The sequence below is a fragment of the Granulicella mallensis genome, from assembly GCF_014203225.1.
GTDB classification, from domain to species: domain Bacteria; phylum Acidobacteriota; class Terriglobia; order Terriglobales; family Acidobacteriaceae; genus Granulicella; species Granulicella mallensis_A.
In genome coordinates this window covers 63,413-79,360 of record NZ_JACHIO010000020.1, presented here as the reverse complement: position 1 = coordinate 79,360, position 15,948 = coordinate 63,413, and the positions used below count along the sequence as shown (strand labels likewise).

The 15,948-nt window shown below is 56.6% G+C and carries 6 protein-coding genes; 4 read left to right on the top strand and 2 right to left on the bottom strand.

Translation table 11 applies throughout. The features are described from left to right. Positions 1-466: 466 nt before the first annotated feature. The gene (locus tag HDF15_RS20275; RefSeq protein ID WP_184258872.1) at positions 467-1,375 is read right to left on the bottom strand and encodes an extracellular solute-binding protein; all 909 of its coding nucleotides are present in this window, start codon (positions 1,373-1,375) and stop codon (positions 467-469) included. A 571-nt stretch (positions 1,376-1,946) separates the two neighbouring features. Here HDF15_RS20275 and HDF15_RS20270 point away from each other — a divergent pair. From HDF15_RS20270 to HDF15_RS20255, 4 genes are all read left to right on the top strand, one after another. Continuing rightward, entirely contained in the window at positions 1,947-5,441 is a 3,495-nt protein-coding gene (locus HDF15_RS20270) for a carboxypeptidase regulatory-like domain-containing protein (protein WP_184258870.1), read from the top strand. A gap of 205 nt (positions 5,442-5,646) precedes the next feature. Further along, the gene (locus HDF15_RS20265; RefSeq protein ID WP_184258868.1) at positions 5,647-8,295 is read left to right on the top strand and encodes a glycoside hydrolase family 2 protein; all 2,649 of its coding nucleotides are present in this window, start codon (positions 5,647-5,649) and stop codon (positions 8,293-8,295) included. A 236-nt stretch (positions 8,296-8,531) separates the two neighbouring features. Then, positions 8,532-11,936, top strand: a complete 3,405-nt coding sequence (locus tag HDF15_RS20260) for a DUF5107 domain-containing protein (RefSeq protein ID WP_184258866.1) — start codon at positions 8,532-8,534, stop codon at positions 11,934-11,936. Between the two features lie 4 nt (positions 11,937-11,940). After that, positions 11,941-13,371 carry a sugar porter family MFS transporter gene (locus HDF15_RS20255; protein ID WP_184258864.1) on the top strand — a complete coding sequence of 477 codons (1,431 nt, stop codon included), beginning with the start codon at positions 11,941-11,943 and terminating at the stop codon, positions 13,369-13,371. 290 nt (positions 13,372-13,661) lie between these two features. Here HDF15_RS20255 and HDF15_RS20250 read toward each other — a convergent pair whose 3' ends face one another. Further along, a complete protein-coding gene (locus tag HDF15_RS20250) occupies positions 13,662-15,899 on the bottom strand; it encodes an alpha-galactosidase (RefSeq protein ID WP_184258862.1) in 2,238 nt (745 codons plus the stop codon). Between the last annotated feature and the right edge of the window lie 49 nt (positions 15,900-15,948).

Here is a 15,948-nt window from a genome sequence, read left to right as displayed (position 1 = left end):
AGGTCAGAGCGCAAGTTTTTGCTTTGAAGGGGCGGGGCTCCACCGGCTGCGGAAAAACTCATAGCTGGGGAGAGAGCCTTGATCTTTAGGGCCAAGGGCCCGTTTCATACCAGCCTGGGGTGGAGCGCAGCAGCGAGCGGTTTTTAGCTCGCTGCAAGCGTAGCCCCAGGTATCGGATCAACAGGAAAGCAGAGGGCTGTAAGCCCGATTCATCGTGCTTGCACAAAAGATGAGTCGGGCTTACAGCCCTCAACATCTTCTCCTGCTAACCTGGGGCGTCGCTCCCGGAGCCACCACGCTATCGCGTGGTGACCCTGGGTTCGCTTTGCCCCAGGCTGGTATGAAACGGGCCTTTGGCCCTAAAGATCAAATGGAGATTTTCTTCGCAGCCTGTGAAGCCCCGCCCTTTCAAAGCAAGAGCTCTGGCTCAACTTGGAACGAAGTTTGATGACACACCCTGCAGATCTTATGCGTGGAGTGCGGTCGCGCTTCCGGGTGGATCGTACTGGCTCTGCCGGAATAGCGCCTGGGCCTCGTCGCCTTTGAGCCAGGCTGTAAAGGCTGGAGCGCCCTTTGGGTTGGCGGCGTTCTTGAGAATCGCAGCATAGTAGACCAGCGGTTCTGGATAGAAGGTCTTGCCGTTGAGGGACAGGCTTACATCCGGATGCTCCTCGTGGACGTTCTGGCCGCTCAGGTTGATGTCGCTGGACAGGGTGATGTAGAGCAGGTGAGACTCGCCGGGCCCGATCTTGTATGAGGCGCTGGCGTCCAATTCGCCGTTTTGCAGGCGTGCCTGGTTGTTTCCTCCCGTAAGAATCTGTTCGGGATTAAGGGTCGGACCGAGAACTTTCTCCACCAGGTTCGGCTGCTTGTATTTCTTTGCGGCCAGCATCATCGTGAAGATGATGTTGCGTCCGCCGGGATCGCCGGCAGGATTGCCGCGCGCGAAGCGCAGACCCGGCTCCTGCAGAATCTCCCACCAGTTCGACTGGCCTTTGGCGGCGGCGTCGAACCGGGACGCGAAGCGGCTCTTCGGGCTGTATACGAGAACCATCTCCGTACGGGCGATTGGTTGTGCAACATCGGCCTTGCCGGCGCGCATGACCGTGTACATCGGGCCGGGAGTGATGGGGATGAATACGTCAGCGTGCAGGCTTCCATCCACAATCGACTGCGCTACGGCATCGGCTCCCTGGGCGTGACTGTGGAGGTCGAGCTTCAAGGCTGTTGCTATCGATGCCTTGATGGGGCCTTCCAGGATGGGGCGAATGGAACCAGCCGAGGCAACGTCGAGCACCGTCAACTCTTCAGCCAGCAGGCGAGCGGGAGTTCCTGCGGCGATGGCTGCGGCGACAAGAGCGCTGCCACCTATCAAAAGCTCTCTCCTGCTAAAGCTGTTTCTCTGGCGTTGCATCGTGCTCCTTCTTTAGCCCTGTCGTAAACAGTGACGCGAGATAACGATTTTATACGAGTAAAAATGATATTTCTGGTTCCTGCCTCAGGGCTGAAGAGATTGCCGGGAGCGGCAATTTTGCTTCGCCTGTCCAGATCGCATCCGCACAGGAGAGGTCATGGGTTTTGTTTTCGGTGGACGTACACGGAAAGGATGGCCATGCCTCTGGCCGTTATCTTCCGATACCCCTTTCCCTGGTCTTTCATTGTTAACCGGGAGACGAGAGTGTTTTTGAGCGCCGGGGCAGGAATTTTTCATAGGCGAGACGATTCCCGCTTGACAATGCATTGTGCAGGCGTCTAGTGTGGATTTCCGGTAACGTACACGAAGTTCGTGGATGGGTCTACAAGCCATCGCTCACAGTTCGCCTGTTCGGCGGGCCAGCGGTTTCTTGCGCCTTACTGAGTGTTCCACCAATTGAATATTCGATTCCGAGGGGCCAAAGGTTATGAGAGCAAAGAAAACGAGATGGATGGATAGAAGGAGCACTGAGATGACGGAAAAGAAATCGCAGAAGAGTTCTGCACGAGCCCGATATTATTCGCTGTTGTTGATCTTCCTGCTGGCCCTGACGTTTACCGGCCAGAGGGCAATGGCCCAGGTGGACCAGGGCGCTATTACAGGTGTCGTACAAGACGGCACAGGCGCGATCGTTCCCGCGGCTAAAGTCGTTGTGAGGAACATCGACACGGGACTGGTACTGGAAGGCACTTCCAATGGAAGCGGCGTCTATGTGTTTTCGCCTTTGAAGATCGGAAACTATACGGTTAGCGCGACAGCGAAGGGCTTTCAGACCACCATGCAGGAAAACATTCACCTCGATGCTCAACAGAGGCTGAATATCGTCATCGCCCTTCAGCCTGGTGTTGTGTCGGAAACTGTAACCGTCACGACCGCTCCCCCCTTGCTTGAGACTCAGACCAGCGAAGTGGCGCAGGTGATCAGCAGCGAGACCATCAACAACACGCCTCTGAATGGCCGTAACTTCGTCTATATCGCTCAATTGACCGCGGGCGTCGCGCCTCCTTTTGGAAACACTCGAGGTTCAGGCACGGGCGACTTTGTCGCGAACGGCCAGCGGACATCGCAAAACAATTTCATCCTGGATGGCGTCGACAACAATACCAACCTGGTCGACTTCCTGAATGGATCCAGCTATGTTGTTCGTCCCCCGCCTGATGCCCTGTCGGAGTTCAGTCTGCAGACGAGCAATTTCAGCGCGGAGTTCGGGCACTCTGCCGGCGCTGTTTTGAGTGCCAGCATCAAATCGGGTACGAATCAGATTCACGGAAGCTTGTGGGAGTATGTCCGCAACACGGACCTGGATGCGAAAGACTGGTATGCACTCAGTATCCCGGCCTATCATCAGAACCAATTCGGAGCCACACTCGGGTTACCGATTTGGAAAGACAAGCTCTTCTATTTTGGCGATACAGAAGCCAATCGAATTGCTTACAGCCATCCCAATACGGCTAGCGTCCCTACGGCTCTTGAGCGGCAGGGTAACTTTTCGGAGCTTCTCAACTCAAACCTGAATGGCCAAAGTGTTCAACTTTATGAACCGAACTCAGGAGGGGGCGCAGCTAATAAGTTGTCCTGTAATGGTCAAAATAATGTGTTCTGCCCGGGACAAATCAACGCGGTGGCCCAGCATATTTTGAACCTGTATCCCGTAGCCAACACGAATAACGGGAGGACTACAAGTAACTATACGGTCAATACTCCTACGCACAACGATACCTATCAGTGGGACCAGCGGCTGGATTGGAACATCAGTGCTCGTGACCAGGCCTATGCACGTTACAGCTATGTGCACCAGATTACAGTGAACGGACTTCTTCTTGGAGATCCGCTTGACGGCACAGGGTATGGTGGGCAAAACGACGTCAATCTGGCGCAGAATTTCGTCGGCAGCGAAACACATTTTTTCACCCCCACACTCACTAATGAATTCCGCTTTAGTTTCAATGCGGGACGGTTCTCCTTTCTTCAGCCAAACGCGAATGTCGACCTGGCTCCAACTTTAGGTCTGGGTGGTATTCCTTTCACTCCGAACGAGGGCGGTTTGCCGCTCGGAATTGTTTATGGCATCAACAGTTGGGGCTCGCAGGGCACGTCGAATGAATCGCAGAACGTTTACCAGATCCTCGATAACGTGTCGAAGACAGTGGGTAACCATTCTCTGAAGGCCGGTGTATCTTTCCAGGCGATTCGGTTCTTCTACAGGTACGCTCCGTCAAACCTCGGGAACTATTACTTTACCGGCCTATACACCAGCGATCCTGCTGTGAGCGCGACGACGGGCTCCGGCGTGGCGGATTTTCTTGCCGACCAGATCAACACCTCTGCCATCTCCGACGCTCCGAACGTGAACGATGCCTTGTGGTATAACTCTGCGTATTTTCAGGATGACTGGAAATTGACCCCACGGCTGACACTCAATCTGGGGTTGAGGTATGACTACTATCAGCCCTACAAGGAAAATTCCGGTAGCCAGGAGAACTTTGTTCCTGACGAGGGCTCTCTTGGAGTAGGGACTGGATCCGGCACTTTGATCCTGCCCAAGAAGATTCAGAACTCAGTTTCTCTTGGCAGCGTCTTCCCGGGGATTCTGGCTAAGGACCATATCGGCATTCAATACGTCGACAATGAACGTCTGGCAACAGGCCAGAAGACGAACTTTGCGCCGCGAGTGGGAGTTGCTTATCAGGTGGACCCACAGACAGTGCTTCGCGCCGGCTTTGGTATTTTTTATGGCGGCCTGGAGAGCAATGGTGGCAACAATCTGGGGGATAACTTCCCTTTCAGAGGGCAGATCAATATCAACCCCAAATCCTGTACGTTGGGTAATTGCCCTTCGAATGGAACTACGTTGGAGACAGGTCTGTCAGCCTATCTTGGCAACGGCATTCTGGATGCTGTCAATACGCCCGGCTTCCATGCTGTTGATAGCCAGATTAAGACCCCGTACACGATGAACTACAACGTGTCATTCCAACAGCAGCTATCGACCAATATAGCGACAACCATCAGCTATGTTGGAAATGTCTCACGCCACCTGGGTACCTATATCGATCCGAATACTGTTCGCGCGCTCTATCCGGCCGGCACGAGCACGCAGCAATTGCAGCCGTTTCCCGATCTGGGTGGCGTCGGCACGATCCACTATGGCGGGGTAAGCACCTATAACTCACTGCAGTTGAAGGCGGAGAAGCGGGCCTCTCACGGCTTGAGCTTTCTGGCCACTTACACCTGGGCGCACTCACTGGATGACACCGGCTCTGCTGGCGGACTCTCAACCGGAATCGGAGACCGGCAACGGGCGATTATTCCGATCATTGAGGAGTACACCAATTCAGTCTATGACGTTCGAAATCGCTTCACGCTGAATGGCAACTATGTTCTGCCTTTTGGCAGAGGACAGGCGTTCTTGAATCGTTCGGGATTGTTGGACCGTGTTGTTGGTGGTTGGTCCAGCAGCTTGACCTTCGCGGCCCAGAGTGGAACCCCGTTTACCGTCAGCGCGAGCAATAGTGGGCCGGCTGGATCAACGGATACGAGAAGAGCGATTCAGATCGCGAATCCTTTTGCCTCTGGTGGAGGCCCCGGATGCCCCACTGAAACCAGGACGAAGTTGAACTATTACAACCCGTGCTCCTTTGCAGACCCTCTGTCCGGCAGCCTTATTACTACGCCGATCACGGATGCTGCAACGGCAATTCAATATCTCGGTGGAAGGGATAACCAGATTTATGGACCTGGATACTATGGCGTGAATATGTCGATCTTCAAGAACTTCACTACGTGGCACAAACAGTACTTCCAGTTCCGTGCTGACTCCTTCAACGTTCTCAATCACCCCACTCTCGCGAACCCTTCCAACACGAGTGATAACTCGACTGGCGGACAGATCACGGGAGCCAAGACGTTCCAGAACAATACTCCAGATGCTCGATTCTTCCAGCTCTCACTGAAGTACGAGTTCTAACCGAAGGAGAATGGCGATTGCAGCGAGGGAAGGGCTTTAAGGGACGAAGGGAACTGTATGTTTTAGCCCTTCGTCCTGCCTCGCTGCAAGCTATACGCTATTGAGGGTGAAGCTCCAGTCCTGAATTATGATGGCTGGTACCTGTTGAGTCTGCTCATGGATCTCAATTGCGCCTATCTTCCACCTTGATGCTGAAGGGATATAAATGGTCAGTCGCGGTCGAGTGCTTCTCTGTCTTCTTACCTGTGCATTGGTTGCCCCGAGTTCCTGGGCTGCGACAGAGGCACGACCTCGGGTACGAGTTCCTCTGGACAGTCAGTGGACCGTTCGCCAGTTGCCGGATGATGGCCTGGCGGCGAGCCGGGATAGCACGCCACCTCGCGCAGATGGCGGCTGGTTTCCGGCAACAGTACCGGGCGATGTTCACCTGGACCTCCTCCATAACGGCAAGATTCCAGATCCCTTCTATCGAGACAATGAATCCAAGCTGCAATGGATCGAGAAGGTAGGCTGGGAGTATCAAACTTCTATCCGTGCGACACCGTCAGTCCTGTCGCGCGAACACATAGAGCTGGTGTTCGAAGGACTCGATACGGCGTGCACGATCTTTCTTAACGGGCAACGTGTCGCTGCTCCCGACAATATGTTTCGCGAATGGCGGATCGATGTTAAGCCGCTGCTTCGCGCAGGCTCGAACGAACTGCAAATCGTTTTTCCAGCACCCATGAAGGCCGCGGAAGCTGTAGCGGAAAAAGATCCCTGGCACTCACGCACCCACACCGACCCCAAGGGATATATCAGGAAGGCTGTCTATGAGTTTGGCTGGGACTGGGGACCGCGTTTCGGTACTAGCGGAGTATTTCGGCCTGCCTATCTCGAGCTGTGGGATGATGCGCGTGTAGACGATATCTTCGTCGAGCAGGAAAATATAGCGGCAGGTTCCGCACACCTGGATGTCCATACGGATATTCTGGCTTCCAGCCAGATCAAAGCGCTGGTCAGCATCAGCTATGGCACAGGCAAGACGGAGCTGCATGCGGATCGTGCTGTAACGCTTACTCCTGGGAATAATCGAATTTCGATCCCGATAGAGATTACTCATCCGCAGCTTTGGTATCCGTCAGGCTATGGGGCTCAACCTATCTATCACTTTCATGTTTCGGTGAAGGAGAATGGTCGCGAGCTCGATGCCAAGGAGGCAAAGACCGGTCTGCGGTCGGTGGTCCTGCGGCGAGACCTGGATAAGTGGGGACGCTCCTTTGAGTTTGTCGTCAATGGCATTCCCGTGTTCGCCAAGGGCGCGGATGTCATTCCGTTCGATAGCTTTCCGAGCCGGGTTACCAGCGCAAACTATCGGCGCATCCTACAGTCGGCGAAGGACGCGAACATGAACATGGTTCGCCTGTGGGGCGGCGGATATTACGAGACGGAGGAGTTCTACGACCAGTGCGATGAGCTGGGACTGATGATCTGGCACGATCTTATGTTCGGCAATAACTGGCAGCCTGGCACCTACGCGTTCAAGCAGGATATTGAGCAAGAGGCGGAGTATCAGATGACGCGCCTCCGCAACCATCCGAGCATCGTTCTCTGGTCGGGTAACAATGAGACCGAGTTACTGCGGGACTGGAATGGGAACGGACAACTCCCAGCCCCGGTGCACGAGCGTATCTGGGAGGATTACCTTACGGAGTTCAGCGGGATTCTCGCGCGGACCGTTGCGCGTGTAGATCCGCAGACGCCCTATTGGCCCAGTTCGCCTAGTGCCGACTACGAAGAACTCAGCGATACCTACCAGAGTGGCGACAATCACGACTGGACGGTGTGGCACGGGAATGCGGACTTTAGCGAGTATGAAAAACGTCCCTGGCGCTTCGTCTCAGAGTATGGCTTCCAATCTTTTCCGGAATTGAAGTCGGTGGAGTCTTTTACCCTGCCTGAAGATCGGACCAGTATCTTCACTCCGGTCATGTTGATCCATCAAAAGAATAATGATGGCAACAAGATCATCCACGATTACATGACGCGCTATTATGGCGAGCCGAAGGACTTCCCGTCCTTCCTCTACGCCAGCCAGGTCCTACAGGCGGAAGGCATCAAGGTGGGTGCGGAGAGCTTCCGGCGCAAGCGGCCTGAGACGATGGGCTCGATCTTCTGGCAGCTTAACGACTGCTGGCCTGTGGCCTCATGGGCAAGCATTGACTACTACGGACGCTGGAAGGCCCTGCAATACTACGCACGCAGATTCTATGCGCCGGTACTGGTCTCGCCACACGTTGAAGACGGTACGCTGGCGATCTATGTCGTCTCTGACAGGACGAAATCCGAGTCCGCCAACCTCCATCTTCGGATTATGCATTTCGATGGCAGTGTCGTGAAAGAGATCAAGCAGACGGTGGATGTGGCGCCGTTGGCTTCAACGGTCTATCTCAAGGTTCCGCTGGCAGACTTGAAGGAGCAGGACGGAAAGAGTGTGGACCTGACGAAGGTTTTTGCTTCGGTAGAACTTTCTGCTGAGGGTGAGACACCCTCTTCGAACCTTGTTTATTTTGCGCCCACGAAGCAGATCAAGTTGCCGCAACCGGACATCAACACCGTTCTGACAAAGGATGGCACTGGCTATGATCTTGAATTGAAATCGGCCGTACTGGCGCGAAGCGTGTTTATTTCGTTCGATCATCTGGATGCTCAGCTATCGGACAACTACGTCGATCTGTTGCCGGGACAAGCTGTACGGCTACATATCAAGAGCGATGCGGGGCTCAACCAGATCAAGTCGGAGATGAAGATCATCTCGCTGGCAAACGCGTTCGCACCGCAAGCAGAGGGACATGTGGTCCGTTCCGGACGTTAGTGTTTGTTTACGGGCTGTAGCGAATGAAACGCGCTGCAACCCTGTGGCAGGCGAAGTCGATTTGTTGGAGTATTTTCGCAGAGGGTCAATATCTTAATTCGGTAAAGTCCTGAGAGTAGCTTGTAATCTGCTCAAAAGTCCTTTACGGTAACGTACACAGTCGGTACGACGTATAGTCGAAGCCGGAATCTTGTCCCGCTGCTCAGGCGGGGACGGAAGCCATTCCTGGAGAACACATGGTGTTGGACGAGATCATCGACAACAAGGGGCGCGCCGAGGGTGTAGCTGCGGCAAAGCTGGAGCTGCCGATCGCGCCTGTATCTGAACAAGGCCCCGTCAAAGTGTGGGAGGAGCCGGTGACGATGCTCACCTATACTCCTGCGCCTCCGGATAAAAATCCTCTTTTCCTGGAGAAACGTGTGTACCAGGGCAGCAGCGGCCGTGTGTACCCGTTGCCCGTCATCGATTTCATTGAGACGAAACCGCATCCGCACGCGTGGAAGGCGGTCCATCTGGAGAACGAATTTATTCGCCTGATGGTATTGCCGGAGATCGGTGGCCGCATCCACATCGGAGTCGATAAGAGAAATGGCTACGACTTTTTCTACCGGCAGAATGTCATTAAGCCGGCGCTGGTCGGCCTGGCGGGTCCGTGGGTGTCGGGGGGCGTGGAGTTCAACTGGCCCCAGCACCATCGCCCGGCGACCTTCATGCCGGTCGAGGTGTCGATCGAACGCGATGCCGATGGCTCGGTAACTGTCTGGTGTTCCGATCACGATCCGATGGCGCACATGAAGGGGATGCACGGCCTGTGCCTTCGTCCTGGCAAGGCGTTTCTTGAGGTGCGCGTTCGGCTCTACAACCGTACGCAGGATACGCAGACCTTCCTGTGGTGGGCGAATGTAGCCACCCGCGTTCATGAGAAGTACCAGTCGTTCTTTCCGCAGGACGTTCGTTTTGCCGCCGACCATGCGAAGCGGGCTGTTACGGAGTATCCGCTGAGCCGGGGTTCTTACTATGGCATTGACTATGGCGAGCGCGCACGTCATGGGGTGCCGAAGGAAGAAGAGCCCAGCAATTTTGTTCCGGATGGGTCTTATGCTCCGAACGATCTGAGTTGGTATGCCAATATTCCGGTGCCTACGAGTTACATGATTGTCGGCTCTCGCGGTGACTTCTTCGGTGGTTACGACCACAAGCATCGGGCGGGCACGGTGGCCATCTCTAACCACTGCATTGCCCCTGGCAAGAAGCAGTGGACGTGGGGCAATCACGACTTCGGCTATGCGTGGGATCGAAGCCTCACCGACTCCGACGGGCCGTATGTTGAGTTGATGTCGGGCGTTTACACCGATAACCAGCCCGACTTTTCTTTCCTTGCTCCGGGCGAGACGAAGACCTTCAGCCAGTTCTGGTATCCCATTGGGGATATCGGCGTGCCCGATCTCGCGAATCTCGATGCGGCATTGCGAGTCGAAAGAACAGACGCAGGTGTGCGTGTGCATTTGCAGGTTACGAATGCGCGACCGCAGAGCACGATCGTTGTGCGCCTGGAGGGTAAGGAGATCGACCGCTGGCAGGGAGACCTGAACGCGGAGGAGCCCTGGCACCACGACTTCTTAACGGGCACGGCCGCGGGCTCTCTGCAGGTATTGCTGCAGCAGGGAGACGATGTCCTGTTACGGTATGCTCCTGCGGAGATCATTCCGGTGGAGTCGTGCGATGTTGCTACCGAACCTCCACTGCCGGAGGACGTTGCCAGCAACGACGAGCTCTTTCTGAACGGGCTTCACCTCGAGCAGTACCGCCATCCGACGCGGTCGCCCGAGACGTATTGGATCGAGGCTATCCGCCGCGATGCCGGTGACAGCCGCTGCAACCATGCGCTTGGCCGCTGGCATCTGCGGCGAGGTGAGTTTGAAGAGGCGGAAAAATATCTGCGTGCATCGATTGCGCGGCTGACACGGCGCAATCCGAATCCGTACGATGGCGAGCCTCACTACAACCTCGGCGTAACACTGCTTTATCGGCAGCGTACAGGCGAGGCGTACGAGGCGCTGTATAAGAGCACCTGGAATGCAGCCTGGCGTGGGCCTGGGTATCATCGCCTCGCTGAGATCGACTGCAGCCGCCATGAGTGGAAGACGGCGCTGGAGCACCTCAACCGTTCACTGCGCGCGGAGGCTGACAATCTCAACGCACGCAACTTGAAGGCTGTTGTGCTGAGTAGACTTGGCCGCAAAGAAGAGGCGGCTGCGCTTCTGGATGAGACACGGGCGCTTGATCCGCTGGACATCTTCAGCCGTCTGCTGGCGAAGAATGAGGTGCCTGCAGTGGGGCAGCAGCGGCTCGACCTGGCATTCGATTTAATGCGGGCGAGCCTCCTGGAGGAGGCCCTCGCGGTGTTGTCGACTCCGCCTTTGACCGTGAAGGATGGCACCGAGGCCTTGCTGCTCTATGCGCAGGCAGAGGTGCTACAGCGACTGGAGCGCAAGCAGGAGAGCCTGGAGATCTACCGGAAGGCTGCGACGGCTGATTCGGACTATGTCTTCCCGAGCCGGCTGGAAGAGATGGTCCTGTTGCAGAACGCCATCCTTGCCAATGCGGAGGATGCAAGGGCTCCGTACTATCTCGGCAACCTGCTCTACGATCGCCGCCGCTACCAGGAGGCGATTGCGCTCTGGGAACGTGCGACGGAGTTGGATCCGTCGTTTCCAACAGCATGGCGCAATCTTGGCTTTGGCTATTACAACGTGTTGCATGACAGCGCGCGTGCGTTGAAGGCCTTTGAGAGTGCCCGCGCCCGCGCACCGCAGGACGCACGCATCCTCTATGAGGAGGACCAGTTACTCAAGCGCACGGGGGAATCGCTCGAACAGCGGCTATCCCTCCTTGAAGCGCAGAGAGAGCTTGTAGAGAAGCGCGACGATCTATCGGTCGAACTGGCTTCGCTGTACAACAGCACGGTGCAGCCTGAGAAGGCGCTGGCGATCCTGCTCTCACGGCAGTTCCAGCCCTGGGAGGGCGGTGAGGGACTCGTGCTCTCACAGTACGTTCGCGCCTACATCCTGCTTGCCCAGCGTGCGCTGCACGCAGGCGACGCACAGGGTGCGCTGCAATCGTTGCAGGCTGCTTGGAATCCGCCTCATAGTCTGAGCGAGGCCAAGCATCTGCTCATGAATCTGAGCATGATCGACTACTGGCTCGGCGTGGCCTATGCCGAAGGTGGCGATCGGGAGAAAGCTGTCGCGCATTGGGAGCGTGCGGCCAATCAGAAGGGCGACTTCCAGCAGATGCAGGTGCAGTCCATCTCGGAGACGACTTACTGGAGTGCCATGGCTCTTCGTAAGCTCCATCGCGAGCAGGACGCAGCGGCACTCTTTCATCGGATCTTCGACTATGCGCGCTCGTTGGAAGGGCAGACGCCGAAGATCGACTACTTCGCAACTTCCTTACCTGCCATGCTGCTGTTCGACGAAGACCTGAAAGAGCGGCAGACGATTACGGCGCGTTTCCTGCAGGCGCAGGCTATGCTGGGGCTGGGAGAAGAACAGAAGGCATTGAGTCTGCTCCAGCAGGTCCAGGAGCTGGACCGCAGTCATACAGGCGCTATCGATCTGGTAAAGACATTCACAAGGTGAAGCAATGCAGGGACCGATGATCACAGGGGCGCAGTCTGCCTCCACGCCCGCTGAACGCACGACCTACGTCTGGGGCATCGCGATCGTCGCTGCCCTGGGCGGATTGCTCTTCGGTTACGACTGGGTAGTGATCGGCGGCGCGCGGCAGTTCTACGAACAGTACTTTCACCTGACTTCACCGGCACTGGTGGGCTGGGCCAATAGCTGTGCGCTGGTAGGCTGCCTGATTGGCTCGCTGGCGGCGGGCTTCTTTGCCGACCGGTATGGGAGACGTCGCGTGCTGCTGGTTTCGGCTGTGCTGTTTGCCGTCTCCTCTGCGCTTACGGGGTGGGCCTACTCGTTCAATAGCTTTATCGTGTGGCGCATTCTTGGGGGCACGGCCATCGGGCTTAGTTCCAATGTCTCTCCGCTTTATATTGCGGAGATCAGCCCTGCGGCTATTCGCGGCCGCCTGGTCAGCCTGAACCAGTTCGCGATTGTCGTCGGAATTCTGCTGGCACAGATCGTCAACTGGTTGATCGCCAGGCCTGTGCCGGCCAACCTGTCCGCGGACGTTCTTCTGCATTCGTGGAATGTCCAATATGGCTGGCGATGGATGTTCATGGCGGTTGTTGCTCCTGCCATCGTCTTCACGATCGCCTCTCTCTTCATCCCTGAGAGCCCTCGCTGGTTGTTGACGCGCGAGCGTGAGACGGATGCCCGCGAGGTCCTTCAGCGTATTGGAGGGCAGCTCTACGCGAGCGCCGAGATTGAGAGCATCGAACGGGCGATCCGTGCCGAAGCCGACACGGAGCCTTCGTCGTGGCGAGAGTTATTGCGGCCTTCTGTTCGGCGTATCGTGCTCGTCGGCATTGGGTTGGCGGTGTTGCAGCAATGGACGGGGATCAATACGCTCTTCAACTATGCGGCAGAGGTCTATCGCAGCGCCGGGTATGGGGCGAACGATATTCTTCTCAACATCGTGATTACCGGTGCGATCAACCTGGTATTTACGGTGCTTGCCATGCTGCTGGTGGATCGTCTCGGCAGGCGCTGGATGATGCTCTTTGGTTGCGTTGGCATTGGAGTTTCGCATCTGCTCTGCGCCTTCGCCTATCGGGCTGGATGGCGGGGAAGTGCTGTGCTGGTGCTGACTCTCAGTGCGATTGCCTGCTATGCGTTGACGCTTGCGCCGGTGACCTGGGTGCTGATCTCTGAGATCTTTCCGAATCGAGTGCGCTCGCATGGAGTGTCCGCAGCGGTAAGCGCGCTCTGGGCGGCCTCGTTTGCGCTGACGTATACCTTTCCAATCTTGAATCGGAGTCTTGGCACCAGCGGTATTTTCTTTTGCTACGGCTTGATCTGCCTGCTTGGATGCGGGTTGGTGGCGATGTTTGTTCCTGAGACGAAGGGGCGGACGTTGGAGCAGATTGAGGCGAGTGTTACGGGTGGTTAGGGTAAGGCAGGTTGTCTTTGCTTTGCCTTTCTGGTTGTCATTCCGAGCGCAGCGAGGAACCTGCTGTCTCCCGTTTTTCGCTTGTGCTACCGCAAATGCTATAGATCAGCTCAAGTCAGACCTCAGCTCTATCCCATATGTTTCCGGGTAATGCGAACGAAGAGCGGGAGACAGCAGGTTCCTCGCTGCGCTCGGAATGACAACCAGAAAGGCAAAAGCAAAATACAGGCACAGCCACTCTGGGCTGTGCCTGTAACGTTCTTTCGAGGCTGAGTGTGATTGAAGCCTCTCTAGTTGCTTCGCGTCAGCGTAAACGCCGCTGCCTGGAAGTCGCCACGCAGATCGAGATCGAGGCCGTGATGCATCCAGTACGCGCCGCTGGCCTGGGCAGGAGTATCGCCAGCCAGCTTGCCTGCGAACGCGTGAGCGCTGTACATCGCGTTCTCATCGAGTCCACGCAGGAAAATGCGCGGGAAGGACGAGTACTCGGTGCTGGAGTGGAGAAACGCGAAGGTGACTGCCTGCTTTCCGTCGCGTGAGACAGTCTCCGTAACGGATTGCTCGCTGTTGTTCTCGGGAGTGATCAGGCGATAGAGCTCTCCGCGCTGCACTGTTTCGCGAATGGATTTGTACTGTGCCACCATCTGCGTAGCCTTCGTGAGCTCTTCGGGCGTCCACTTGTTGAGGTTAGCTCCGATGCCGAGTGAGCCTTGCATCGAAGAGAGGAATCGATACTCCAGAGAGAGCGTGCGGTTGTTGACCCAGGTGGGAGACTCCGTCACCCAGGCCATCATGACTCCCGGTGTATACGGATAGCTGAAGCCATTCTGGATCTGCAGACGGTCATAGGCATCGGTGTTGTCGGAGGGCCAGACCTCGTCGGTGTACTGCATGACACCCAGGTCGACGCGGCTGCCTCCGCCGGAGCAGGACTCGATCTCTACGTTCGGATGATTCTGTCGCAACTCCGCAAGGATCGAGTAGAAGTTACGAGTGAAATCGACATAGACATTCTTCTCCTGGTCCTGCGGAACAGCGGGCCAGCCGGGTTCGGACCAGTTGCGGTTGTAGTCCCACTTGAGAAAGGAGATGTCATTTTCCTTGAGCAGCTTGTCGAGAAAGCCGTAGACATACGCGCGCACGTCAGGCCGGGCGAGATTCAACACGAGCTGATTGCGTCCCTCGGTGCGTGGGCGGCCGGGGAAGTTCAGCACCCAGTCCGGATGCTTGCGATAGAGATCGCTGTCCGGGTTGACCATCTCGGGTTCGACCCACAGGCCGAAGTCCATGTTGAGCGAGTGCACTTTGTCGATCAGCGGCTTGAGGCCGTGCGGAAACTTTTGCGGGTTCACATACCAATCGCCCAGTCCTGCGTGATCGTTCTTGCGTCCGCCGAACCAGCCGTCGTCCATCACGAAGCGCTCTACGCCGAGGTTCGCAGCCTTTTCTGCAAGCGCCATCTGTCCAGGTTCGTTGACGTCGAACCCAGTGGCCTCCCACGAGTTGTAGAGCACAGGACGCAGCTTCGGCGTGGGATGATGCGGCAGCAGGGAATCGATCTCAAAGCGATGCAGCAAGCGAGAGGCGCCTCCGATTCCATGAGCCGAGTAACCGCCATAGAAGTAGGGTGTAGTGAACTTTTCGCCCTTCTTCAGCAGGTATCCGAAGTCGAAGGCATTGGGGCCGCCGGTTACGCGCACCTGCTGCTTCATATCCTGTTCGATAGCGATCTGCCACGAGCCACTCCAGCCGAGCGCGCCAAACCACACGCTGCCCTCGTCCTGGTCTGTGCTGACGTTGTGATCGATGGCAAACCACGGGTTGTTCTGGGCTCCCGTGGTGCCGCGTCGGCTTTCAAGAATGGTCTTGCCGGGATGGATGGACTGCTCCTGGAGATTCCACTCGGCGGCCCAGCCGCCGGTGAGATAGCGCAGCCGGTAGTCCGTGCCGTGCGGCAGATTCCACGTGCCTGCCGCAACCTGCTCGATCGTGAACGGCGCATCGGTGCGGTTTTCGATGGTGGCTGAGCGGCGCAGGATGCCGGTCTCCGCGTCAGGCTGATACTCGAGCGTGACGTAGACTTCGCGTGAGATGTCCTTCATGATGACCGAGAGCGTATTGCCGTCGATGTGGTGCGAGACATACTTCAGCACCACGTCGCGATTGCCGTCCGGAAAGGTGATCTTCAGATCGGGCTCAACGGTGAGACCTCCGCCCCAGCTAACAAACTCCTGGGGCGTGTTGGAGGTCGAGAGATCGAAGCCCCCACCGGACGTAGCTTTCGCGGCTGGAAAGGGATCGTTCGCCGAGAGCCGCTTTCCCCAGTAGAGTGTTTGCAGCTGACCGTTTTCGTTGATGCCGAGGACATACGTGCTGTCTGCGGCGTCGATACGAAAGACCCGTGACGAAGCGTCGTATTGGGTGGTGGCTGGCGCCGTCTGGGCCACTACGGTTGAGGCGCAAAGGCCAGTTGAAACAAGAAATGCACAGGCGATCAGGCCCCATTTCGTCTTCGATCGGTCTTTCATTGGTCTCCTTAAGAAGCTGTCAAAAATAGAGGTGGAAGGTTTCAGAGGC